This window comes from Sphingobium sp. LB126 (assembly GCF_002795205.1).
Classification (GTDB): Bacteria; Pseudomonadota; Alphaproteobacteria; order Sphingomonadales; family Sphingomonadaceae; genus Sphingobium; species Sphingobium chungbukense.
In genome coordinates this window covers 2405120-2428769 of the sequence record NZ_NETV01000001.1, presented here as the reverse complement: position 1 = coordinate 2428769, position 23650 = coordinate 2405120, and the positions used below count along the sequence as shown (strand labels likewise).

The 23650-nt window shown below is 63.6% G+C and carries 16 protein-coding genes and 1 tRNA gene; 15 read left to right on the top strand and 2 right to left on the bottom strand.

All coding sequences use genetic code 11. From position 1 onward, the window contains the following. Positions 1–72: 72 nt before the first annotated feature. The 8 genes from hflK (at position 73) to CAF53_RS11825 (ending at position 9620) form a co-directional block, all read left to right on the top strand. Positions 73–1206 (top strand): FtsH protease activity modulator HflK, encoded by a 1134-nt coding sequence (gene hflK / locus CAF53_RS11860; RefSeq protein WP_197707397.1) that lies wholly within the window; start codon positions 73–75, stop codon positions 1204–1206. Then, positions 1206–2051: a protease modulator HflC gene (locus CAF53_RS11855; RefSeq protein WP_046763503.1), complete on the top strand. Its 846-nt coding sequence runs from the start codon at positions 1206–1208 to the stop codon at positions 2049–2051. The genes hflK and CAF53_RS11855 overlap by 1 nt, the downstream gene beginning before the upstream one ends. A 110-nt stretch (positions 2052–2161) precedes the next feature. Further along, on the top strand, positions 2162–3679 hold the full coding sequence (locus CAF53_RS11850; RefSeq protein WP_046763504.1) for a Do family serine endopeptidase: 1518 nt from the start codon (positions 2162–2164) through the stop codon (positions 3677–3679). Positions 3680–3797: 118 nt separating this feature from the next. Further along, complete coding sequence (locus CAF53_RS11845) at positions 3798–5426, top strand: helicase HerA-like domain-containing protein (protein WP_046763505.1); 1629 nt, start codon at positions 3798–3800, stop codon at positions 5424–5426. 17 nt (positions 5427–5443) lie between these two features. After that, positions 5444–5857 (top strand): hypothetical protein, encoded by a 414-nt coding sequence (locus tag CAF53_RS11840; protein ID WP_100238153.1) that lies wholly within the window; start codon positions 5444–5446, stop codon positions 5855–5857. A gap of 167 nt (positions 5858–6024) precedes the next feature. After that, positions 6025–7341 carry an MFS transporter gene (locus CAF53_RS11835; protein ID WP_100238152.1) on the top strand — a complete coding sequence of 439 codons (1317 nt, stop codon included), beginning with the start codon at positions 6025–6027 and terminating at the stop codon, positions 7339–7341. Continuing rightward, a complete protein-coding gene (cysK, locus tag CAF53_RS11830; RefSeq protein ID WP_046763508.1) occupies positions 7338–8267 on the top strand; it encodes a cysteine synthase A in 930 nt (309 codons plus the stop codon). Before CAF53_RS11835 ends, cysK begins: the two co-directional genes overlap by 4 nt. A gap of 18 nt (positions 8268–8285) precedes the next feature. Continuing rightward, positions 8286–9620 carry a cell wall hydrolase gene (locus tag CAF53_RS11825; RefSeq protein ID WP_100238151.1) on the top strand — a complete coding sequence of 445 codons (1335 nt, stop codon included), beginning with the start codon at positions 8286–8288 and terminating at the stop codon, positions 9618–9620. A gap of 44 nt (positions 9621–9664) precedes the next feature. On the opposite strand, the gene CAF53_RS11820 is transcribed toward CAF53_RS11825, so the two are convergent. Then, positions 9665–10762: a LuxR C-terminal-related transcriptional regulator gene (locus tag CAF53_RS11820; RefSeq protein WP_242443425.1), complete on the bottom strand. Its 1098-nt coding sequence runs from the start codon at positions 10760–10762 to the stop codon at positions 9665–9667. 44 nt (positions 10763–10806) lie between these two features. Here CAF53_RS11820 and CAF53_RS11815 point away from each other — a divergent pair, with 44 nt between their 5' ends. From CAF53_RS11815 to CAF53_RS27070, 7 genes are all read left to right on the top strand, one after another. Next, positions 10807–12144: an MFS transporter gene (locus CAF53_RS11815; RefSeq protein ID WP_242443424.1), complete on the top strand. Its 1338-nt coding sequence runs from the start codon at positions 10807–10809 to the stop codon at positions 12142–12144. A 317-nt stretch (positions 12145–12461) separates the two neighbouring features. After that, entirely contained in the window at positions 12462–16628 is a 4167-nt protein-coding gene (rpoB, locus tag CAF53_RS11810) for a DNA-directed RNA polymerase subunit beta (RefSeq protein WP_100238781.1), read from the top strand. Positions 16629–16708: 80 nt separating this feature from the next. Continuing rightward, positions 16709–20965: a DNA-directed RNA polymerase subunit beta' gene (gene rpoC / locus CAF53_RS11805; protein ID WP_046763511.1), complete on the top strand. Its 4257-nt coding sequence runs from the start codon at positions 16709–16711 to the stop codon at positions 20963–20965. A 224-nt stretch (positions 20966–21189) separates the two neighbouring features. Then, a tRNA-Gln gene (locus CAF53_RS11800) sits at positions 21190–21263 on the top strand. 248 nt (positions 21264–21511) lie between these two features. After that, complete coding sequence (locus CAF53_RS11795; protein WP_100238150.1) at positions 21512–21982, top strand: hypothetical protein; 471 nt, start codon at positions 21512–21514, stop codon at positions 21980–21982. Between the two features lie 77 nt (positions 21983–22059). Next, positions 22060–22647, top strand: a complete 588-nt coding sequence (locus CAF53_RS11790) for a hypothetical protein (RefSeq protein WP_100238149.1) — start codon at positions 22060–22062, stop codon at positions 22645–22647. A gap of 65 nt (positions 22648–22712) precedes the next feature. After that, a complete protein-coding gene (locus tag CAF53_RS27070; protein WP_157801254.1) occupies positions 22713–23018 on the top strand; it encodes a hypothetical protein in 306 nt (101 codons plus the stop codon). A gap of 122 nt (positions 23019–23140) precedes the next feature. Here the strand turns inward: CAF53_RS27070 and CAF53_RS11780 are convergent, their stop codons facing one another. Beyond that, entirely contained in the window at positions 23141–23575 is a 435-nt protein-coding gene (locus CAF53_RS11780; protein WP_100238147.1) for a hypothetical protein, read from the bottom strand. Between the last annotated feature and the right edge of the window lie 75 nt (positions 23576–23650).

The window sequence follows — 23650 nt, the reverse complement described above, 5'->3', positions numbered from 1 at the left end:
CGACATCATTCGACACAATAATCGTTGCGAAGGGCACTGTTTTTCGTGGGAAAGCCTTCCTATAGAGGAGCGATGAACAGAATTTTCGGGTGGATGCCGCGCATTGCGAGCGCCATGGCCCAGGGTCCCTGGGGCGGTAAAAACGACGGGCCGGACGGCAACGACGGCCAAGGCAAGGGCGGCGATGGCGGGCGCGAGGGCGGCCCGCGCAATCCCTGGACCCAACCGGGGCGCCCCTCCGGTCCCAAAGGCCCCTCCGCGATCGAGGAACTGCTCCGCCGCGGCAAGGAAAGCTTCGGCCAGGGCGGCGGTGGCGGCTTCGGCAACCTGCCGCCTCGTCCTTCGGGCAAGGCGCTGTGGCCTGCCGCCATCGGCATATTGGTGGTGCTCTGGCTGGTCCTGACCTGCTTCCACCGCGTCGGTCCGCAGGAACGCGGCGTCGTCACCCTGCTCGGCAAATATAGCCGCACCCTCTCGCCGGGCATCAGCCTGACCTTGCCCGCGCCGTTCGAGAATGTGACGACCGTTGACGTAGAGGAAATCCGCACGATCGACATCGGATCGACCCGCGCGGAAAGCGAGAATCTGGTACTGACCGGCGACCAGAACATCATCGACCTTGCCTATTCGGTGCGCTGGAACATCCGCAGCCCCGAACTTTATTTGTTCCAGTTGTCCGATCCTGACGCATCGGTCCGCGAAGTCGCGGAAAGCGCGATGCGTTCGGTCGTCGCCAGCGTCAGCCTGGAGGATGCGCTGGGCGCGGGCCGGACCGAGATCGAGCAGCAGGTCGAGCAGCGGATGCAGGAAATCCTCGACGGCTATAAATCCGGCATCCGCGTGCAGGGCGTCGCGATCAAGCAGGCCGACCCGCCGACAGCGGTCAACGACGCGTTCAAGGCCGTGTCCGCCGCGCAGCAGACTGCCCAGACCTATCTCAATGAAGCCCGCGCCGCCGCGCAACAGGTGACGGCCAAGGCGCAGGGCGAGGCCGCCGCCTTCGACAAGGTCTATGAGCAGTATAAGCTCGCGCCCGACGTGACCCGCCGCCGCATGTATTATGAAACCATGGAGGGCGTCCTGGCGAACGTCGACAAGACCATCGTCGAAAGCGGCAATGTGACGCCGTTCCTGCCGCTGCCCGAACTCAAGCGCCGGGCGCAGGCCAACGCAGCCCAGGGCACCGCGACCGAGGGAGGCCAGTGATGCAGGGCCTGGTCCGCCATCCCGTCGCGCTCGCGCTGCTCGCCATCGCCGCGCTGCTGCTGATCGGCAGCACCATCGCGATCGTGCCCGAAACCAAGCAGGGCGTGATCGTGCGCTTCGGCGATCCCAAGAAGATCATCAACCGATACCGGCCGAACGAGGATTTCGGGAAGACCGGCGCGGGCATCATCCTTCGCTGGCCGTTCATCGACCAGGTCGTCTGGATCGACAAGCGCGTCCTGTCCGTGGAAATGGAACGCCAGCAGGTGCTCTCCACCGACCAGTTGCGCTTGCAGGTCGATGCCTTCGCCCGGTACCGCATCGTCGATCCGCTGCGCATGTATATCGCTGCGGGCAGCGAAGACCGCGTATCCGATGCGCTGAGACCCATTCTCGGCTCCGCGCTGCGCAACGAACTGGGCAAGCGGCCGTTCGCAGCGCTGCTTTCGCCGGAGCGCGGCCAGGTGATGGACAATATCGAAGCCGGCCTGAACCGGGTTGCCCGCCAATATGGCGCCCAGATCGTCGATGTGCGCATCAAGCGCGCAGACCTGCCCGATGGCGCGCCGCTGGAAAGCGCCTTCACCCGCATGCGCACCGCACGCGAGCAGGAGGCGCTGACGATCCGGGCCCAGGGCGCGAAGCAGGCGCAGATCATCCGCGCGGAAGCCGATGCCAATGCCGCCCGCATCTATTCGGACAGCTTCGGCAAGGATGCGCAATTCTACGATTTCTATCGCGCCATGCAGGCTTATCGTTATACCTTCTCCCCGGACAAGCAGGGGTCGACCGCCATGGTCCTCTCCCGCGACAATGATTTCCTGAAACAGTTTCAGGGGCGTTGATTTCATTACGGAACCAGCGCCATTCAATGACGGTTAAGGCAAGGCGGCGCATTCCGCTCATCGCAAAGTCCCGCCCTTCCTTCGCCAAGTTCATGAGAGGACCGTCACGAGTGCGTTACGCTTATGCCATTACCGGTGCCCTGCTGCTCGGCGGCACGGCCATCGCCGTCACGACCAGTTCCCATGTCGGCGCGCAAGTCGCGCAAAATGAAGGCATGCAGGCAGCGGCTCCCGCCGGCGCACCCGCCAGTCTGGCCGATATGGTCGAAAAGCTGCAACCCGCCGTGGTCAACATCTCGACCAGACAGCGGGTGCAGGTCCAGAATCCCTTTGCCGGCACACCATTTGGCGACCTGTTCGGCCAGGGCCAGGCACCGGGCGGCAAGCCCCAGACCCGGCAAGCCCAGTCGCTGGGGTCCGGCTTCATCATTTCGGCCGACGGCTATATCGTCACCAACAACCATGTGGTGTCGGCAGGCGCGGAAGGCGCGTCGGTGGATTCGATCACCGTCACGCTGACCAACCGCGAGGAATATCCAGCCAAGCTGATCGGCCGCGATCCGGCGACCGACATCGCCGTGCTGAAGATCGAGCCGAAAAAGGCCCTGCCCTTCGTGAAGTTCGGTGACAGCACCAAGGCGCGCGTGGGCGACTGGGTGATCGCCATCGGCAATCCCTTCGCCCTGTCGGGCACGGTGACGGCGGGGATCATCTCCGCCGTGCACCGCGGCACCGGCGGCACCTATGACAAGTTCATCCAGACCGACGCGTCGATCAACCAGGGCAACTCCGGCGGCCCGATGTTCGACATGCGCGGCAATGTGATCGGCATCAACAGCCAGATCCTCTCGCCTTCGGGCGGCAATGTCGGCATCGGCTTCGCCATCCCGTCGGAACAGGCCGCGCCGATCGTGGACACGCTGCGCAAGGGCCAGGCCGTCAAGCGCGGCTATCTTGGCATCCAGATCAGCCCGCTGGGCGAGGATCTGGCCGATTCGCTTGGCCTTGCCAAGAATCGCGGCGAGTTCGTGCAGGGCGTGGAACCCGGCAAGGGCGCCGACAAGGCCGGGATCAAGGCAGGCGACGTGATCGTCAGCGTGGCCGGCCAGGAAGTGACGCCGGATCAGAACCTCTCGTCCATCGTCGCCAACCAGCCCATCGGATCGCGCGTGCCGATCGTGCTGCTGCGCAACGGCCAGCGCCAGACCGTGACCGCCGTGGTTGGCGAGCGCCCGTCCGAGGATGAGTTGAACGCCTTCGCCCAGCAACAGGACGATGATTTCAACCAGCAACAGGACGACCAGTCCGGCAGCGGCCAGGCGACGCAGCAATCGCTCGGCATTTCCGCCATCCCGTTGACCTCGACCATCATCCGCCAGCTCGGTATCGCGGCCGACACGCGCGGCATCGTGATCACCGCGGTGGACAGCTCGACCGATGCGGGCGCCAAGGGCCTGCGCCGCGGCGATGTGATCATCACCGCCAACAACCGGCCGGTCGCCACCCAGGCGGAACTTGACGCGCAGGTGAAGGCGGTGTCGGCCCAGGGCCGCAGCGCGATCCTCCTGCAAGTCCTGCGTCGCGGCCAGCCTGCGGTGTTCCTGCCTGTGCGGCTGCGCGACAAATAAACCGCTGATAATCAGCGGATCGTTACGGGCCGCGCTTGCCGGGAACCCTGTCTCCCCTCTACACTGAGGCGACAGACTCCGGCGGGCGTGGCCCGAAGCTTTTGGGGAGCATGACGGAATGAGCGACGGCATTTTCATCGGCCTTGGCGCACCGGACAAGGATGGCGGCATCCCCCAGACGCTGAACCTGCGCAGGGCCAACCGCCATGGCCTGATCGCGGGCGCGACCGGCACCGGCAAGACCGTGACGTTGCAGGGCATTGCCGAAAGCTTTTCGGCGCTCGGCGTCCCCGTCTTCCTCGCGGATGTGAAAGGCGATCTTTCGGGCATCTCCATGGCTGGCTCGCCCACCGCCAAAAATGCCGATAAGCTGGTCGCCCGCGCCAAGGAAATCGGCATCGAGAATTACAGCTATGCCGACAATCCGGCCATCTTCTGGGATCTGTACGGCGAACAGGGTCATCCGATCCGCACCACTGTCAGCGAAATGGGACCGCTGCTGCTGTCGCGGCTGATGGACCTCAACGAAACGCAGGAGGGCGTGCTTTCCATCGCCTTCAAATATGCCGACGAGGAAGGGCTGCTGTTGCTCGATCTCGGCGACCTTCAGGCCATGCTGGCTTATTGCGCGGAAAATGCCGACAGCCTGTCGGCCCGCTACGGCAATGTGACCAAGGCCAGCGTCGGCGCCATCCAGCGGCAATTGCTCCAGCTTGAATCCCAGGGTGGCGACCATTTCTTCGGTGAACCCGCGCTCGACATTCACGACATGCTGAAAGTCGACGAGAAGGGCCGCGGCTATGTGAACGTTCTTGCCGCCGACAAGCTGATGCAGAGCCCCAAGCTCTATGCCACCTTCCTGCTCTGGCTGCTCTCCGAACTGTTCGAGACGCTGCCCGAAGTCGGCGATCCGGACAAGCCCGTCCTCGTCTTCTTCTTCGACGAGGCGCACCTTCTCTTCGACGACGCGCCCAAGGCGCTGACCGACAAGATCGAGCAGGTGGTGCGCCTGATCCGCTCCAAGGGCGTCGGCATCTATTTCGTGACCCAGAACCCGATCGACATTCCGGAGGATGTGGCGGGCCAGCTCGGCAACCGGGTCCAGCACGCGCTGCGCGCCTTCACGCCCCGCGACCAGAAGGCGATCAAGGCGGCAGCGGATACCTTCCGCGTCAATCCGGACCTGAACGTCGAAACCGCCATCACCGAACTCAAGGTGGGCGAGGCGCTGGTGTCGCTGCTTCAGGAGGATGGATCACCGGGCATCGTGCAGCGCACATTGATCGCGCCGCCGCGTTCGCGCCTGGGTCCGGTGGATGCCAAAGAGCGCGCGATCATCCAGTCGATTTCGCCCTGCGCGGGCAAATATGACACGACCGTGGATCGCGAATCGGCCGAGGAGATCCTCGCCGCGCGGGGGCAGGCCGCCGCTGCCGCCGCGCAGGCGTCCAAGGCGCAGGCCGAAGCCGACAAGGCCGCCGCCGCCCAGGCGAAGGTCGAGGCCAAACAGCGCGAGGCCCAGCTCAAGGAACAGGCCCGGCAGGAAGCCGCCGCCGCCCGCGAAGCCGCCAAGCCATCCGGTTTCGACAAGGCGATCCAGTCCGCCACCCGCTCCGCCGCCTCGTCGGTCGGCCGTCAGGTCGCCAATGAGCTTGGCCGCGCGGTCTTCGGCGGGTCCAGCCGCAAAAGCTCGGGCGGGATCGCGGGTCAATTGGTGCGCGGCATATTGGGCAGCCTGTTCAAATAGGCACGGGGAGAAACGCCATGCGAAAGATGGTCATCTGCATTAAGGGCATCTGCATCCTGGGTCTGGCATCCGCCATTCCCGTTCATGCGCAGGATTATCGCGACCTGCATCGCGCCGCCGATGCCGCCATTGCCAGCGACATCGCCCGCGACCGTCAGGCCGAACGCGACGCCAAGCGCCAACCTTACGCCTCGCCCGCCTATGGCCCGATCCGCACCGCCACGGCCGCGCGCAATGCCTGCGCCGCCAAGGCACGGGAGGAGGCCGGACCCGGCACGAAAATCTTCGGGCGGATCGCCGCCAGCAGCATGTCAACAGGATGGGAAGTCGAGGGCGAAGTCGGCCCCTTCGATGGTCAGCGGTCAGTGCCTTTCGTCTGCTCCGTGCGGAATGGATCGGTGAGCGGGATCATGTTGCAGCCGGATCGCTAGATCCTTTCCACCATGTTCCTGCGAAGGCAGGAACATGGCGCCTCTCCAGCCTACGGGCAGGGCATCCCGTTCCCCTAAAGCCACACCTTCCCCACCCCAAATATTGCTGCGCCTTTTCTCTACCGATCAGGTTGCGAGAGTCATTGTGCAGGCGCTAAGGAGGGCCGATGCATAGCCCTTCCATCCCGCACCATCCCCTGCGCTTCGGTGATTTCCGGGCCTATCTGCTGGGGCGGCTGACGGCGGTACTCGCGCAATACAGCATGATGGTCGTGCTGGCGTGGCAGGCCTATAATGTCGCGCGCGAAACGATGAGCACGGGGGCTGCCTCGGCCCAGCTTGGCCTGATCGGCCTCGCGCAATTCCTGCCGCTCTTCTTCCTGACGCCCGTGACAGGCTGGGTGGCGGACCATTTCGACCGGCGCAAGATCGCCCGCTTCACTCTGTTGCTGCTGATGCTGGCGTCGGGAACACTGGCCTTCGCAACCTATGAGGGTCGGATCACCCTGCCCCTGATCTTCGGCATCGCCGCCATCGTCGGTATCGCTCGCGCCTTCAACGGCCCGGCCTACAGCGCCCTTGCCCCCAATCTGGTGCCACGCGAAGTGCTGCCCAACGCCATCGCCATTGCCAGCGTCGTCTGGCAGGCGGGGATGATCGCGGGTCCGGCGCTGGGCGGCTATGCCTATGCCATTCAACCCTGGGGCGCCTATGCGCTGGCATCGGGCCTGTTCGCCGTCGCCCTGCTCTGCATGCTGCTGATCGGTCCGGTGCCGCAGCCGCCCCGGGACACCAGCCGCCATCCGGTGCGCCAGATGATCGACGGCCTCACCTATGTCCGCACCAACCGGCTCGTGCTTGCGACCATCACGCTCGACCTGTTCGCGGTTCTGCTGGCCGGCGCGACCGCGCTGTTGCCAGTCTACGCCCGCGACATATTGCATGTGGGGTCGGCGGGCCTTGGCCATCTCGCCGCTTCGCCGGGCATCGGCGCGGGTGTCACCGCACTCTTCTTCTCCTTCCGTCCGATGAAGACCGAAGTCGGTCTGAAAATGCTGGGCGCCGTCATCCTGTTCGGCATCGCGACCATCATCTTCGGCAGTACCGCCTTCCTGCCTCGCGCCATCGCGCCGGAAGTCGGCATCGCCGCCCTGATCCTGCTGGGGTCGGCCGACATGGTATCCGTCTATGTCCGCCAGTCACTGATCCAGCTTCATACGCCCGACGAGATGCGCGGTCGCGTGTCCAGCCTGTCGCAGCTCACCATTTCCGCCTCCAACGAACTGGGCGAGGCGGAATCCGGCTTCCTCGCCGCACTGGTCGGCCCGGTTGCGGCGGTGATCGGCGGCGGCATCGGCGCCATTATGATAACCCTTATCTGGGCACGGCTCTTTCCAGAACTGCGCCTTGCCCGTACCTTCGACCCACCTGAAATCCTACCCGAACAAGGGGCGGCTGAATCCAAGCAGGAGAAAGCGCAATGAAGGCATCCAGCATTTTGGAAACCATCGGCAATACGCCGCATATCCGCGTCAACCGGCTGTTCGGTGATGCACCCAAAGGCACGGAAGTGTGGATCAAGTCCGAACGTTCCAACCCCGGCGGGTCGATCAAGGACCGAATCGCCCTATCCATGATCGAGGCCGCCGAAGCATCGGGCGACCTGAAACCCGGCGGCACGATCATCGAACCGACGTCGGGCAATACCGGCGTGGGCCTGGCCATGGTCGCGGCGGTCAAGGGCTATAAGCTGATCCTGGTCATGCCCGAGAGCATGAGCCTGGAGCGTCGCCGGCTGATGCTGGCCTATGGCGCCAGCTTCGACCTGACGCCGCGTGAAAAGGGCATGAAGGGCGCAATCGAGCGCGCGCTGGAACTGGTCGAGCAGACCCCCGGCTCGTGGATGCCGCAGCAATTCGAGAATCCGGCGAACATCGACGTCCATGTCCGCACCACGGCGCAGGAAATCGCCGCCGATTTTGCTGACTCGCCCCTGGACGCGCTGATCACCGGCGTCGGCACCGGCGGTCATATCACCGGCGTGGCGCAGGTGCTCAAGCAGCTCTGGCCCCATCTCAAGGTCTATGCGGTCGAGCCGACCCTGTCCCATGTCATCAGCGGCGGCCAGCCCGGCCCCCACCCGATCCAGGGCATAGGTGCTGGCTTCATCCCGGCAAACCTCCACACCCAATTGCTCGACGGCGTGATCCAGGTCGATCCGGCTGACGCCAAGGAGTTCGCCCGCCGCGCCGCGCGGGAGGAAGGGGTGCTGGTGGGCATCTCCTCCGGCGCGACACTCGCCGCCATCGCTCAGAAGCTGCCGGAACTCGCCGCAGGCAGCCGCGTTCTGGGCTTCAACTATGACACCGGCGAACGCTATTTGTCGGTGCCCGACTTCCTGCCCGAATAAGGCAGTTCCGGGCCGGGCATGACCGACGCTGCACCCCCTGGCCAGCCACGCAAATGGGCGTGGCTGCTTTGGCTCATGCTGTTCGTCGGCCTGCCCGCCATGGTCGCGACCTGGGAAGGGCGCATACCCGCGTCAAAGCATCCGTTTGACGCCGTCTCGGTCACGCGTCTCAAACGTCCGGCAACCCCGCCCCCGCCGGTAGAGCCGGTCGATTTTTATGCGCTCGACCGGAATCAGGCGCGAACGTTCAACGCCGCCGTGCCCTTTTCCCACCTGCCCAATCCGGCGGCGCGGCCTTTCCTCTTCACAGGATCCGAAACCGATCTCGCCCGCGCCACGGACTGTCTGGCCGCGGCGCAACTTTATGAGGCGGGCGACGATGCGTCAGGCGAGCGGGCCGTGGCACAGGTCGTGCTCAACCGCGTACGCCATCCCGCCTTTCCCAAGACCGTCTGCGGCGTCGTCTTTCAGGGGCAGGAACGCGCCACCGGCTGCCAGTTCACCTTCACCTGTGATGGCGCCCTCGCCCGCACGCCCACTCAGGCGGCATGGGAAAGGGCGCGGGAGATCGCCAGATCGGCCCTGGCGGGCAAGGTCTACAAGCCTGTCGGCTATGCCACCCATTATCACACCGACTGGGTGGTTCCCTATTGGAGTGGCAGTCTGGACAAGATCGGCGCGGTGGGCACCCACCTCTTCTTCCGCTGGCGCGGCTGGTGGGGCACGCCGCCCGCCTTCCGCCGGACCGGCGACAATGGCGAGCCGTTGATCGCGCGTATCGCCCGACTGTCCGCCGCTCATCAGGGCGGGCCGGGCGCGGTCGTCGTGCCGTCGGCCGCCTTGCTCGCCGGGGGCGCATTGCATGACCTGACCGCGCAGCCGCAACAGGCGATCGGGGCGGACTCGCTGGGCAAGATGATGGCAGGCGTGCGGCTGATCGCGATCGCACCGGGCGCGAAAAGCTTCCTGGTCGAACTGGGGCGCAATACGGCGCCGGACAGTTGGCCGGCGCTGGCGCAAACCTTTTGCGCGGGCCGGCCGGAATGCCGGATCATGGCGTGGCGTATCGGCACCGCGCCGGCTGGCCTGCCGTTGTCCGGCGACCAGATGGAAAGCATGGCGTTCGCCTATATCCACAACGAGGCGACGGGTTTGCAGCGCGCGTTGTGGAATTGCATACAGACGCCGCGCGGCAACAAGGATGAATGCATGCGCCAGCGCGTTCCCACGGCAACCGCATCTGCTACGCCTCCCGCCGCACCAGAACTTGCCGGCGTGCGCCGTAAAGAGCGGTTCGAAACGGTGAAGATTACCCCACCTCCCCCCGTCATTGCCGTACCCGCCCAGCCCTGACGTCATGCTCCTGCCTTTGCAGGAACAGGAGATTCCGGGCGCCCTTAATCTCCGTTCTTCGCAGCACTCAAGCGCGGCAACGCACCGATGCGCGCCACCAGTTCGGACTGACGGCTGCAATCCAGCTTCGCATAGATATTCTTGATCTGCGTACGCACGGTATTGAGCGCCACGCCCCGTTCCTGGGACAATTCCTCCAGGCCCCGACCGGCGCAGAGCGCCTGAGCCACCTCCGCTTCAGCCTTGGTCAGGCCATAGAGCGCGCGAATGCGACTGGTAAGACTTGCATCCTCTTCATTCGGATCCGTGGCTATGGCAACGATCTGCCGCTGCGCGCCGACGCGCACCGACGCGATCGAGAGCACATAGGGCGAATCCGCCGCCCGATGGATGAAGATCGCACTGGCCTGCCCGCCCTCGCGCGCCGATGCGATCCTCAGCGCGGTCTGCAGGGCTTCGTCATCGCGGGGGTCGCGTGCCTTCAACTGCCGCTGACGCAAGGTCAGCCCATCTGCCCTGCACAGCAACATATCCGCCGCCCGATTGCAGTCGATCAGCGTCCCGTTCGGGCGCAGCGTGAAGACGGCATGCCCCAGCATATCGAGCGTGGCCTGCAAGGACCGGCCATGGTGATTGATGCGGTCGAGCTTGCTGCGAATCGCGAACATCCGGGCGATATGGCCCATATTCTCCTGGATCACGCGCTCCTCCTGGGAATTGAAGGGCTTTTGCGCGCGGCCGCGATGCAGGCCGATATGGCCGGTCAGGCCATCCCTGTGGATCACTCCGCCCAAACAGCGAAACGTATCATCGCCCATGGGCCTGATCCACTCATTGTAGATTCGGCTGCCCTCATAGATATGATCGGATACGAACGTCTCGACATTCCAGACGCGATTGACGGCTTCGGCCCGAACGACCGCCGCCCCCCATAAGTCGTCGTCCTGGAATTCCTCTTCGTAAATCGCCATTTGCCTGTCGGAAAAATAGCCCGAATAGGAAATCTCGGCGACATGATCGGATGCATGGCCCCAATGCAGCACCCCCGAACGCGCGCCCACGGCGCCCGCCAGCGTGGAAGCCAGCCGGTCGAAAGCCGCATCGTCCGTGGCGGCGTCATAAATATCTTCCGTGCGGATCAAAGCTCCATCCCCACCCGTTCCGTCCCCACGGAACCCAAAGCCGAATGGACTATACCGACTTGATGGATGCCGCATTGCACAAATCGGACATCAACCGGTTCATTTCGGCGCAGAAAATCGATAAGGGCGGTCCGGTGGTCCGCCGCCCTGCCTCTTTCTCCGCCATACCGGTCTCGCCACCGCTGCTGGCGCTATCCGCCATCACCCTGCTGATCCAGGGTAGCACTCTCATGTCGCTCGGCCTTTTCCTTCCCGCCATGGCGGCGGATTTCGGCGGACGGGCCGGTATCGCCGCCACAGCATTTCTGCTGGCGATGAGTATCATGGCGGCGCCCGTCGGCTGGGCGCTGGACCGGCTGGGCGTGCGGCCGGTACTGCTCGGCGGCATCATATTGAGCGCGGCGGGCTGTGCCGCTGCATCGCTGGCGCAGGAACGGCTGTGGCTCGCGGCGGCGATGGCCGTGGCAGGAGCAGGCGTCGGCTCGTCCACCATCGTGCCAGGCATCGCGATCATCACCCGCCACCATCCCCGGCGGCGGGGGGCAGCGCTGGGCGTCTTCCTTGGCGCGGCGGTCATGGCGGGCGCGGTCGTACCGCCCCTCATCGGCGGGGCCATTATCCATTGGGACTGGCGCGCGGCGATGCAGCTCTGCACGCTGGTGATCATACTCGCCTGTCCGGCGCTCGTGCTGGCGGTGCCCAGCGGTCGGATCGCAAGGACCACCGAGACCGACGAACGCCCGCTGTGGCTCGTCCTGCGCAGCGGGAATGTCCGCCGGATCGTCGGCGCGATGACGTTGCTGCAACTGGCAATCAACGGCATACTCTTCGCGGCCGTCGACGGACTCATGGCGCAGGGCCTTTCGCAACCGGGCGCGGTGGCCGCATACAGCATCGCCAATCTGCTGGGCCTCCCGGCGCTGCTGCTGGGCGGTATACTGGCCGATCGTATCGGGCCGCAGCCTGCGCTGATCGGCACGGCGATGCTGCTGGCGGCCGGCACGGCGGCACTTATCGGCGTGCGTATCATGGGATGGGGCGGAGTGACCGCCTTTGTCCTGCTATGGGGCATCGCCAGCGCCCTGCCCGGCCAGTCGGGACCGATGCTGCTGGCCGACAGCGTCCACCCGAACGCCTTTTCGCGACTGCTGGGCATCAACACCGCGATCATCAGCCTGGTGGGCGCGCTTGCACCGATATGGACAGACTGGATGCACCTTGCGAGCGGCGGCTATGACCTGCCCGTGCTGATTTATGCGGCAATGGCTCTGGCGGCGGCGGCGCTCGTCGCACTGATCCGCCCATCGGAGACTCGGGCCGACGGACAGGTCAAGACTGCGCCACCGCCGGCAGATCGTCCGCCAAATGCGGGAAGGCAGTAGTCGGACACGGGAAGCCCCTTCACAAACAGCGACCTCGGACCTATATGGGCTATTCAAATCCGGTCCATGCACCGCCATCGGGCGAGGCGGGGGCCGTCCCCCGGATCGCTCGGGGATCGGTTTCGTTTAGCGCTCGAAACCGGCGGAATGGGGCGAAAACGGCGGGTTACAAGACGCTGACAGTGCGGATCGGACAGTCCCGGCCCGCACTTTTTTGCGTGACTGCATAGGGGCGAATCACCCCGAAACTTGTCATGCAAAGGCTGAATTTTCGCTGCGATGCGAAAAAATTCGACGAACTACAGGCAGGAACCGCAATGGCGACCAAAGCTCTCCCCACGATCAGCAATACCGGCGCGAAGAAGCGCATCAGAAAGGTATTCGGCGACATCCACGAAGTGGTGCAGATGCCGAACCTGATCGAGGTCCAGCGGGAGAGCTATGAGCAGTTCCTGCGTTCCGACCCGAAGATCGGCTATGTCTCCGGCCTGGAAAAGACGCTGCGCTCGGTCTTCCCGATCCGCGATTTCGCGGGCACGGCGGAAATGGACTTCGTTCACTACGAACTCGAAGAGCCGAAATATGACGTCGAGGAATGCCGTCAGCGCGGCATCACCTATGCGGCGCCGATGCGCGTCACGCTGCGCCTGATCGTGTTCGAAGTGGACCAGGACACCGAAACCCGCTCCGTGCTCGATATCAAGGAGCAGGATGTCTACATGGGCGACATGCCGCTCATGACCCAGAACGGCACCTTCATCGTCAACGGAACCGAGCGCGTCATCGTGTCGCAGATGCACCGCTCGCCGGGCGTCCTGTTCGACCATGATCGCGGCAAGACCCACTCGTCGGGCAAATATCTCTTCGCCGCCCGCGTCATCCCTTACCGTGGTTCGTGGCTCGACTTCGAATTCGACGCCAAGGACATCGTCAACGTCCGTATCGACCGCAAGCGCAAGCTGCCGGTCACCGCGCTGCTCTATGCGCTGGGCCTGACGCCGGAGGACATGCTCGGCTATTTCTACAACAAGGTCACTTTCGTCCGTGGCGAAGGCGGCTGGCAGATTCCCTACACCGCCGAAGCATGGCGCGGCCAGAAGCCGGCGTTCGACATTGTTGACGCCAAGTCGGGCGAAGTCGTGTTCGCCGCCGGTCACAAGATTTCGCCCCGCGCCGCCAACAAGGCGGAGAAGGACGGGCTTGAGACGCTGCTGATCCCGACCGAGGAAGTCTATGGCCGCTACAGCGCCTACGACCTCATCAACGAGAGCACCGGCGAAATCTACATCGAGGCTGGTGACGAAGTGTCGCCGGAAAACCTCGAAAAGCTGGACAAGGCGGGCATCGACCGTCTCGAACTGCTCGACATCGACCATGTCACCACCGGTCCCTGGATTCGCAACACGCTCAAGGCCGACAAGGCCGAGGAACGCGATCAGGCGCTGGCCGACATCTACCGCGTCATGCGCCCCGGCGAACCGCCGACGAAGGAAACCGCCGAAGCGCTGTTCGCCGGCCTGTTCTTCGATCCGGAGCGCTATGACCTCTCGGCCGTCGGCCGCGTGAAGCTCAACATGCGCCTCGACCTCGATGCCGAGGATACCGTCACCACCCTGCGCGTCGAGGACATCCTCGCCGTGGTCAAGGAACTGGTGAACCTGAAGGACGGCAAGGGCGAGATCGACGATATCGACAATCTCGGCAACCGCCGCGTCCGCTCGGTCGGCGAACTGCTGGAGAACCAGTATCGCGTCGGCCTTCTCCGCATGGAGCGCGCCGTCAAGGAGCGCATGAGCAGCGTCGACGTGTCGACCGTGATGCCGAACGACCTCATCAACGCGAAGCCCGCCGTGGCCGCCGTGCGTGAGTTTTTCGGCTCTTCGCAGCTTTCGCAGTTCATGGACCAGACCAACCCGCTGTCGGAAGTCACCCATAAGCGCCGTGTCTCGGCGCTCGGGCCGGGCGGTCTGACCCGCGAGCGCGCGGGCTTCGAAGTCCGCGACGTCCACCCCACCCATTATGGCCGCATCTGCCCGATTGAAACGCCGGAAGGCCCGAACATCGGTCTGATCAACTCGCTGGCCACCTTCAGCCGCGTGAACAAGTACGGCTTTATCGAAACGCCGTACCGCAAGGTGATCGACGGCAAGGTGACGAACGAGGTCGTCTATCTGTCGGCGATGGAAGAAGCCAAGCACACCATCGCGCAGGCCAACGCCGAACTGACCGAAGAGGGCACGCTGGCCGAGGATCTGATCTCGGCGCGTGAAGCGGGCGAATTCCTGATGGCGCCCAAGGACCACATCACCCTGATGGACGTCAGCCCCAAGCAGCTCGTCTCGGTCGCGGCCTCGCTCATTCCGTTCCTGGAAAATGACGACGCCAACCGCGCGCTCATGGGGTCGAACATGCAGCGTCAGGCCGTGCCGCTGGTCCGTGCCGAGGCGCCGTTCGTCGGCACCGGCATGGAAGGCACGGTTGCGCGTGACTCGGGCGCGGCCATCGCCGCCAAGCGCGCGGGCATCATCGATCAGGTCGACGCGACCCGTATCGTGATCCGCGCCACCGGCGACATTGAACCCGGCCAGTCGGGCGTCGACATCTATACGCTCCAGAAGTTCCAGCGCTCCAACCAGGACACCTGCATCAACCAGCGTCCGTTGGTGAAGGTGGGCGACCTGATCGAGGCTGGCGACGTGATCGCCGACGGCCCGTCGACTGAGTTTGGCGAGCTGGCGCTGGGCCGCAACACGCTGGTCGCGTTCATGCCCTGGAACGGCTACAACTATGAAGACTCCATCCTGATCTCCGAACGGATCGTGAAGGATGACGTCTTCACCTCGATCCATATCGAGGAGTTCGAGGTCATGGCCCGCGACACCAAGCTGGGGCCGGAAGACATCACCCGCGACATCCCGAACGTCGGTGAGGAAGCGCTGCGCAACCTCGACGAGGCGGGCATCGTCTATATCGGCGCCGAAGTGGAGCCGGGCGATATCTTGGTCGGCAAGATCACCCCCAAGGGTGAATCGCCGATGACGCCGGAAGAAAAGCTGCTTCGCGCGATCTTCGGTGAAAAGGCGAGCGACGTGCGCGACACCTCGCTGCGTCTGCCGCCGGGCGTTGCCGGTACGGTCGTGGAAGTGCGCGTGTTCAACCGCCACGGCATCGACAAGGATGAGCGCGCCATGGCGATCGAGCGGGAGGAAATCGACCGTCTCGCCAAGGACCGCGAGGACGAACGCGCCATCCTCAACCGCGCGACCTTCAACCGCCTTCAGGAAATGCTGCTCGGTCAGACGGCTGCGGCTGCTCCCAAGGGCGTGCGCAAGGGTGTCGAGATCGACGAAGCCCTGCTGGGCGAGGTCGAGCGTCACGAATGGTGGAAGTTCGCGGTCGCGGACGACACGCGTCAGGCCGGCATCGAAGCCGTCAAGGCGCAGTATGACGAAGCGGTGAAGCTGATCGTCGAGAAGTTCGAGGACCGCGTCGACAAGCTCCAGCGCGGCGACGAGCTGCCGCCGGGCGTGCTCAAGATGGTCAAGGTGTTCGTCGCGGTGAAGCGCAAGCTCCAGCCGGGCGACAAGATGGCCGGCCGTCACGGGAACAAGGGTGTGATCTCGCGCATCCTGCCGATCGAGGACATGCCGTTCCTTGAAGACGGCACCCATGTCGACATTGTGCTGAACCCGCTGGGCGTGCCGTCGCGCATGAACGTCGGGCAGATCTTCGAGACGCACCTTGGCTGGGCCGCGCGTGGCCTCGGTCAGCAGCTCAAGCATGCGCTGGAAGATTGGCGCGAAGCCAATCCGAACGCGCAGGCTGGCGAGATGCCGGATGCGGTCAAGACCCGCCTGCTGGAAACCTATGGCGAGCACTATGCCGACCAGATCAACGGCCGCACGGCCGAGCAGATCGTCGACCTTGCCGAACATCTCCAGCGCGGCGTGCCGATGGCGACACCAGTGTTCGACGGCGCCCGCGAAGCCGACGTGTCCGCGATGCTGGAGTTGGCGGGCCTGCACTCGTCGGGCCAGTCGGACCTGTTCGACGGCCGCACCGGCGACCGTTTCGACCGCAAGGTGACTGTCGGCATCATCTACATGCTGAAGCTGCACCACCTGGTCGACGACAAGATCCACGCCCGTTCCATCGGCCCCTACTCGCTTGTTACCCAGCAGCCGCTGGGCGGTAAGGCGCAGTTCGGCGGCCAGCGCTTCGGTGAAATGGAGGTGTGGGCGCTCCAGGCGTACGGCGCCGCCTACACGTTGCAGGAAATGCTGACGGTGAAGTCGGACGACGTGGTCGGACGTACCAAGGTCTACGAAGCGATCGTCAAGGGCGACGACACGTTCGAAGCCGGTATCCCCGAAAGCTTCAACGTGCTGGTCAAGGAAATGCGCTCGCTGGGCCTCAACGTCGAACTCGCCGCGATGGACGAGATCGAGGAAGACGGCGACGGCTTCGCGCAGGCGGCGGAATAAGGCGTGTCGGGCGCTGCCTATCGGCGGCGCCCCTCCCCTTCTTCGCCCGAGAAATTTTACCCTCTAGAGGGACATGAATCATGAACGAACTGACCAACTTCGCGAACCCGGTCCAGAAGCCGGAAACCTTCGACCAGATCCAGATCGGCCTCGCCTCGCCCGAGCGCATCCGGTCCTGGTCCTTCGGCGAGATCAAGAAGCCGGAAACCATCAACTACCGCACGTTCAAGCCCGAGCGTGACGGCCTGTTCTGCGCCCGCATCTTCGGTCCGATCAAGGACTATGAATGCCTGTGCGGCAAGTATAAGCGCATGAAGTACAAGGGCATCGTCTGCGAAAAATGCGGTGTCGAAGTCACGGTGTCGAAGGTCCGCCGCGAGCGGATGGGCCATATCGAACTGGCCGCGCCCGTCGCGCACATCTGGTTCCTGAAGTCGCTGCCCTCGCGCATCGGCCTGCTGCTCGACATGCAGCTCAAGCAGCTTGAGCGCGTGCTGTATTTCGAGAGCTACATCGTCACCGAGCCGGGCCTGACCCCGCTCGAAAAGTTCCAGCTTCTGACCGAAGACGAACTGCTCGACGCGCAGGACGAATATGGCGAGGACGCCTTCTCCGCCGGCATCGGCGCCGAAGCCGTCAAGCAGATGCTGATGGACCTCGACCTTGAGGGCGAAAAGCAGGCGCTGCTGGACGAACTGGCAGTCACCAAGTCGGAACTGAAGCCCAAGAAGATCATCAAGCGGCTTAAAGTCGTGGAGAGCTTCTTGGACTCGGGCAACCGTCCGGAGTGGATGATCCTCGACGTCGTGCCGGTCATCCCGCCGGAACTGCGCCCGCTGGTGCCGCTGGACGGCGGCCGCTTCGCGACCTCGGACCTCAACGACCTGTATCGCCGCGTCATCAACCGCAACAACCGCCTGAAGCGGCTGATGGAACTGCGCGCGCCGGACATCATCGTCCGCAACGAAAAGCGCATGTTGCAGGAAGCCGTCGACGCCCTGTTCGACAACGGCCGTCGTGGTCGCGTCATCACCGGCGCGAACAAGCGTCCGCTCAAGTCGCTGTCCGACATGCTGAAGGGCAAGCAGGGCCGCTTCCGTCAGAACCTGCTCGGCAAGCGCGTCGACTATTCGGGTCGTTCGGTCATCGTGACCGGTCCGGAACTCAAGCTGCACCAGTGCGGCCTGCCCAAGAAGATGGCGCTCGAACTGTTCAAGCCCTTCATCTACGCCCGCCTCGACGCCAAGGGTCTGTCCATGACCCTGAAGCAAGCCAAGAAGTGGGTCGAGAAGGAGCGCAAGGAAGTCTGGGACATCCTGGACGAAGTGATCCGCGAGCACCCGGTCATGCTGAACCGCGCGCCGACGCTCCACCGCCTGGGCATCCAGGCGTTCGAACCCGTGCTGATCGAGGGCAAGGCGATCCAGCTTCACCCGCTGGTCTGCTCGGCCTTCAACGCCGACTTCGACGGCGACCAGATGGCCGTCCACGTCCCGCTGAGCCTTGAGGCCCAGTTGGAAGCGCGCGTGCTGATGATGTCGACCAACAACATCCTCAGCCCCGCGAACGGCAAGCCGATCATCGTCCCCTCGCAGGACATGGTGCTGGGTATCTATTACCTGTCCATGGAGCGCGAAGGCGAGCCGGGCGAAGGCATGCTGCTGGCCGACATGCAGGAAGTCCATCAGGCTCTCTATGCCAAGGCTGTGACCCTGCATTCGAAGATCACCAGCCGCGTGCCGCAGACCGACGAAAACGGTCAGCAATATATGAAGCGGTTCGAGACGACCCCCGGTCGCATGCTGCTGGGCGAATGCCTGCCCAAGTCGCACAAGGTGCCCTTCGACGTCGTCAACCGCCTTCTCACCAAGAAGGAAATCGGCGACGTGATCGATCAGGTCTATCGTCACACCGGCCAGAAGGACACGGTGCTGTTCGCCGACGCCATCATGGCGCTGGGCTTCCGCCACGCGTTCCAGGCCGGCATCAGCTTCGGTAAGGACGACATGGTGATCCCGGATTCGAAGACCGCGATGGTCGACGAGACCAAGGCGCTGGTGGCCGACTATGAGCAGCAATATCAGGACGGCCTGATCACCCAGCAGGAAAAGTACAACAAGGTGATCGACGCCTGGAGCCGTTGCGGCGACCAGGTCGCGAACGCCATGATGGACGAGATCCGCGCCCAGCCCAAGGACCCGCAGACCGGCCGCATGGCCCAGATCAACTCGATCTACATGATGGCCCACTCCGGCGCCCGTGGTTCGCAGGCCCAGATGAAGCAGCTTGCCGGTATGCGCGGCCTGATGGCCAAGCCGTCGGGCGAAATCATCGAAACGCCGATCATCTCGAACTTCAAGGAAGGCCTGACCGTCCTTGAATATTTCAACTCCACCCACGGCGCTCGCAAGGGTCTGGCCGACACCGCGCTCAAGACGGCGAACTCAGGGTATCTGACCCGCCGTCTGGTCGACGTGTCGCAGGACTGCACCATCGTCGAGGAAGATTGCGGCACCGAAAAGGCACTGGAGATGAAGGCCATCGTTCAGGGTGGTTCGGTCATCGCCTCGCTCGGTGAGCGCATTCTGGGCCGCACCACGGCGCAGGATATTGTCGACAGCAAGGACGGTACAGTCATCGTGCCGATCGGCACGCTGCTCGACGAAGCGCTGGTGGCGCAGATCGAAGCCATCGGCACGCAGGCCGTGAAGATCCGCAGCCCGCTGATCTGCGAAAGCAAGATGGGCGTGTGCGGCAAGTGCTACGGCCGTGACCTCGCCCGTGGTACGCCGGTCAATATCGGTGAAGCGGTCGGCGTCATCGCGGCGCAGTCCATCGGTGAACCGGGCACGCAGCTCACCATGCGTACCTTCCACATCGGCGGCGCGGCGAACTTCAACGAAACGTCGAACCTGGAAGCCATGTCGGACGGCACGATCGAGCTGCGCGACATGCCGACCATCACCGACAAGAATGGCCGCCGCCTGTCGCTCGCCCGCAATGGCGAGATCGCGATCATCGACAATGAAGGCCGCGAACGCGAAACGCACCGCCTGCCCTATGGCGCTACCGTCCTGATTGCCGATGGTGCCCCCGTGGCGAAGGGCGAGCGCTTTGCAGAGTGGGATCCCTTCACCATGCCGGTGATCACCGAAAAGCCCGGTATCGTGAAGTATCAGGACCTGATCGACGGCAAGACGCTAGCCGAGCAAACCGACGAAGCGACGGGTATCGCCCAGCGCGTCGTGACGGAGCATCGTGGTGCCGCCCGCACCAAGGAAGATCTGCGGCCGCGCCTCACCCTGCTCGACGACCAGTCGGGCGAAGCCGCCCGCTACATGCTGGCGGTGGGCGCGACCCTGTCGGTCGACGATGGTGCGCAGGTGCAGGCCGGTGACGTGCTGGCGCGTGTCTCTCGCGAAGCTGCGAAGACCCGCGACATCACCGGCGGTCTGCCACGCGTCGCTGAACTGTTCGAAGCCCGCAAGCCCAAGGACAATGCGATCATTGCCAAGGTCTCGGGCCGCGTCCAGTTCCTCAAGGATTACAAGGCGAAGCGCAAGATCGCCATCAATCCCGAGGATGGCGGCGAGCCGGTCGAATATCTGATCCCCAAGAGCAAGGTGATCGACGTTCAGGAAGGCGACTTCGTGAAGCGCGGCGACAACCTGATCGGCGGTTCGCCTGACCCGCACGACATATTGGAAGTGCTCGGCATCGAGCCGCTGGCCGAATATCTGGTCGCGGAAATCCAGGAAGTCTATCGCTTGCAGGGCGTGAAGATCAACGACAAGCACATCGAAACGATCGTTCGTCAGATGCTGCAAAAGGTCGAGATCATCGAGTCCGGCGACACCACTTTGCTGGTGGGCGAGCAGATCGACCGCGAGGAAATGGACGAGATCAACGCCAAGCTCCAGCCGGGCTTCGCGCCCGCCGCGGGTAAGCCGGTGCTGCTCGGCATCACCAAGGCCTCGCTCCAGACGCGTTCGTTCATCTCGGCGGCCTCCTTCCAGGAAACCACCCGCGTCCTCACGGAAGCGGCGGTCCAGGGCAAGAAGGACACGCTGGTGGGCCTCAAGGAAAATGTCATCGTCGGCCGCCTCATCCCGGCGGGTACGGGCGCTGGCATGAACCGCATGCGCGTTGCCGCCTCGTCGCGTGACGCGGCGATGCGGGCCGCGCTGCGCGCCTCCGCCCAGGTCGACCTGATTGCGCCTAAGACGGCTGCTGAAGAGCATGCCGCCGAACTGCGCCAGGGTCCGGAAGCAGCCATCGGAGACGATCCGCTGGGCGCCGTCCAGGGTGAGGATTTCACCACCGAGGATATGGAATAAGGTCTTGGAAACAGGGGCGCCTGCTCCCTATCTGGGGAAGCAGATTCTCTGATCTTTCGGATTGATGAAGAACCCGCCGGAAGCGACAGCCTGTCCGGCGGGTTATCTTTTGGGGTTCCATGGCCAAGGCGCGAAATTGTGCGAAATGCCTGTCGCAACCCTCTTGACCAATGCCGAATCCCCGCCTATTTGGCCGTCTCCGGTGAGCCACTGGCTTACCATGATGCCCGATCCTCTAATGGTAAGAGAGCGGACTCTGACTCCGTCAATCAAGGTTCGAATCCTTGTCGGGCATCCACACTTTCCCTAAGAAAATCAGTGACTTCGCGGCACTAAGCCCCTCCCCCATCCGCAATCCCATGTTGCAAGGGAAACCCGCGCAATTCCGCCGTTTTCCGGTGATTTCCGAGAGTTCCCGGCGACTCCATGCAACATGAATGCAACATGAGAAGCGTGTTGCACGGCGTTTCGGCCCCTTATTTTATGGCGATTGCCCGCCCCCTTTTTCACCGGTTAAGCAGGACCAGATGCAAAGGGGTGGACATCATGAAGGCATGGGGATTCGGGCTGATCGCGGCCGGCATATTGATTGCAGCCGTGGCGCTACTGCTGTTGCCGTCGACGGTCTCGACGGAAGAGATGATCAATCTGACGTCTTTGGGTAGCCAGATCGGCTCTGGCCGCTTCACCGATACCTATAATCTCCCGCGGGCGCAGCTCAGGGAGATGATCTTCCACGGCGGCGGCTTCGTCTTCCTGGCGGGCATATTGTTGCTGGTGGGCGGCACGCTTGAAGATCGACTGCGCGACATCACCGGCACGTCGCTCGCCGGAACGACGCCCGTCACCTCTGCAACGGAAGGTGAAATGCCTACCTCAACAGAGAGCATTAGCTATGCGCGCGATGAGGCAGCGGCTAATGCTGAGGCAGCCAAGAACAAGGTGATGACGGCATATCTGTTCGGTGGCTTTTGCGTGCTGGGCCTGCTTCTCTTCATCATGATGTCTGTATCATAACGGGTGCATCTGCGGGCTTGATGAGCGCAGGCGAGAGGTGGCATCGTTCGACGCCTAAGCTCAAGGGGGAGAGCATCATGCCGAAATGCGAGAATTGCGGCCTCACGCGCAGACCGGACAAGGATATTTGCATCTGCGGTTTCGAATTCACCACCGGCTACTATGAGGCGGCGGCGCGGGATCGAGAACGCGTTGCCAATGCGCCAGGCGCAAGCATCTATGTACCCGGCTGGATTTTGGTTGTGATCGGGCTAGTTGCCCTTGTCATCGCGTTCAACGTCCAAACTACGGTCTCCGCCGAAGTTCCCTATGACAGCAGCCTTCTCTCCGGCCTCACGCACACAAGCGAAGTCCAGAACATAGGGTTGCTTCAGAAGCAGATGATGTTGTTCCAAGGCGGTGCACTGGCGGTCTTAGCCGGGATCATAGCCGCGCACAGGTCGGCCGCCGGTGCGATGGGTGAAGCAGCGGCGCGTGGGGGTGCCACCGCCGCAGACGCTTGTGCCGTAGAAGGTTTCACCACATTCAGCGCATGGTGCCGACCACGTGATCATCGTGCGAATGGAGCCGTCACGCCGGCGGCAAGGGTCGACGCGCAGAATGGTGTAAACCTGCTGATCCATCACCAGGCGCTGACCGACCACGATGCACGAGGCGTCCGGTAGGGTCGATCGAGTATAAGGAACGTTGGGAACTTCGGGTTCATCGTTCATAGGAACCTCCGAAACTGATGATCGAGGCGGGCAGCGGAGAGTCTGAAATCCGCTGCCCGCCCGCGCGGTACTCCCGGCCCGCGCCCGCTGGGACCATCAGCCAGCGGCGAACTGAAATTCCTGTCATCCTGATGTTCGCCACCGCCGGGGGAACTCGAAACCCCGGCGGTGGCGGCGCTGCGTTGCCGCGCGCGGCGAAGTCGCTGCCCTTCGCCAACCTCTGGATGGACATGTTCAAGGCAGGCGGCGACCAATACGGATATCGCCGCCTGCCCGCGCAGCGCCGTGGGACGCGCGCCCGCCGGATGTCGAACCGGCAGTGAACTCAATGACCCGATGGTATGCTGTTGTTCGCCAGCCGCCGGGTCGACGCCCATGTCCCCGGCGGCCAACGGTGCGCGGTTGCCGCGCACGGTGGAGGAACAGAAAACTCCACCAACTCCCATTACATCATGCTCGACCGGTGCCGGGCGTGGATTGCGGTGCCGGCGATCTTCAACGCGGGGATATTTTTCTCGAGAATTGCGACCAGCTCGGGAGCTGCGATCAGGTAATTGCGTGGGATCAAACGGCCCGCAGCCAGCCCATTCAGCCCATGATCCAGCGCTGTTCCGAGCTGAGTGGCCTTGGCCGATTTTGTGGCATATTCCAGCGTTTGCACGTCAACGTAAAGACGCTCAACGTCAGCAGCGATGGCGCGCAGCTCGCTCTGTTCAACCATGCCGAATTCCAACAGATGATTCAGCTTCTGGCGGACGGCCTGAATATCTGGCGCTGGCGCCGCGACCATGCGGTAAACCTGCCGCTGCCTGATTTTTCCCTTGGAATGCTCTTCAACGCCCTTCGCGCCTTCAAGCAGATCATCACCGAGCATATCCATATATTACCTCCGATAACCAGTAACACATTGTTATGTTCATCTTGTGCATAGACATGCGAGCGAGTTCCTGCAAGG

Excerpts from the sequence above, each read along its gene's own strand:
- hflK (WP_197707397.1), top strand. The coding sequence starts at position 73 with ATGAACAGAATTTTCGGGTGGATGCCGCGCATTGCGAGCGCCATGGCC.
- CAF53_RS11855 (WP_046763503.1), top strand. The coding sequence starts at position 1,206 with ATGCAGGGCCTGGTCCGCCATCCCGTCGCGCTCGCGCTGCTCGCCATC.
- CAF53_RS11845 (WP_046763505.1), top strand. The coding sequence starts at position 3,798 with ATGAGCGACGGCATTTTCATCGGCCTTGGCGCACCGGACAAGGATGGC.
- CAF53_RS11840 (WP_100238153.1), top strand. The coding sequence starts at position 5,444 with ATGCGAAAGATGGTCATCTGCATTAAGGGCATCTGCATCCTGGGTCTG.
- CAF53_RS11835 (WP_100238152.1), top strand. The coding sequence starts at position 6,025 with ATGCATAGCCCTTCCATCCCGCACCATCCCCTGCGCTTCGGTGATTTC.
- cysK (WP_046763508.1), top strand. The coding sequence starts at position 7,338 with ATGAAGGCATCCAGCATTTTGGAAACCATCGGCAATACGCCGCATATC.
- CAF53_RS11825 (WP_100238151.1), top strand. The coding sequence starts at position 8,286 with ATGACCGACGCTGCACCCCCTGGCCAGCCACGCAAATGGGCGTGGCTG.
- CAF53_RS11815 (WP_242443424.1), top strand. The coding sequence starts at position 10,807 with ATGGACTATACCGACTTGATGGATGCCGCATTGCACAAATCGGACATC.
- rpoB (WP_100238781.1), top strand. The coding sequence starts at position 12,462 with ATGGCGACCAAAGCTCTCCCCACGATCAGCAATACCGGCGCGAAGAAG.
- rpoC (WP_046763511.1), top strand. The coding sequence starts at position 16,709 with ATGAACGAACTGACCAACTTCGCGAACCCGGTCCAGAAGCCGGAAACC.
- CAF53_RS11795 (WP_100238150.1), top strand. The coding sequence starts at position 21,512 with ATGAAGGCATGGGGATTCGGGCTGATCGCGGCCGGCATATTGATTGCA.
- CAF53_RS11790 (WP_100238149.1), top strand. The coding sequence starts at position 22,060 with ATGCCGAAATGCGAGAATTGCGGCCTCACGCGCAGACCGGACAAGGAT.
- CAF53_RS27070 (WP_157801254.1), top strand. The coding sequence starts at position 22,713 with ATGATCGAGGCGGGCAGCGGAGAGTCTGAAATCCGCTGCCCGCCCGCG.
- CAF53_RS11780 (WP_100238147.1), bottom strand. The coding sequence starts at position 23,575 with ATGGATATGCTCGGTGATGATCTGCTTGAAGGCGCGAAGGGCGTTGAA.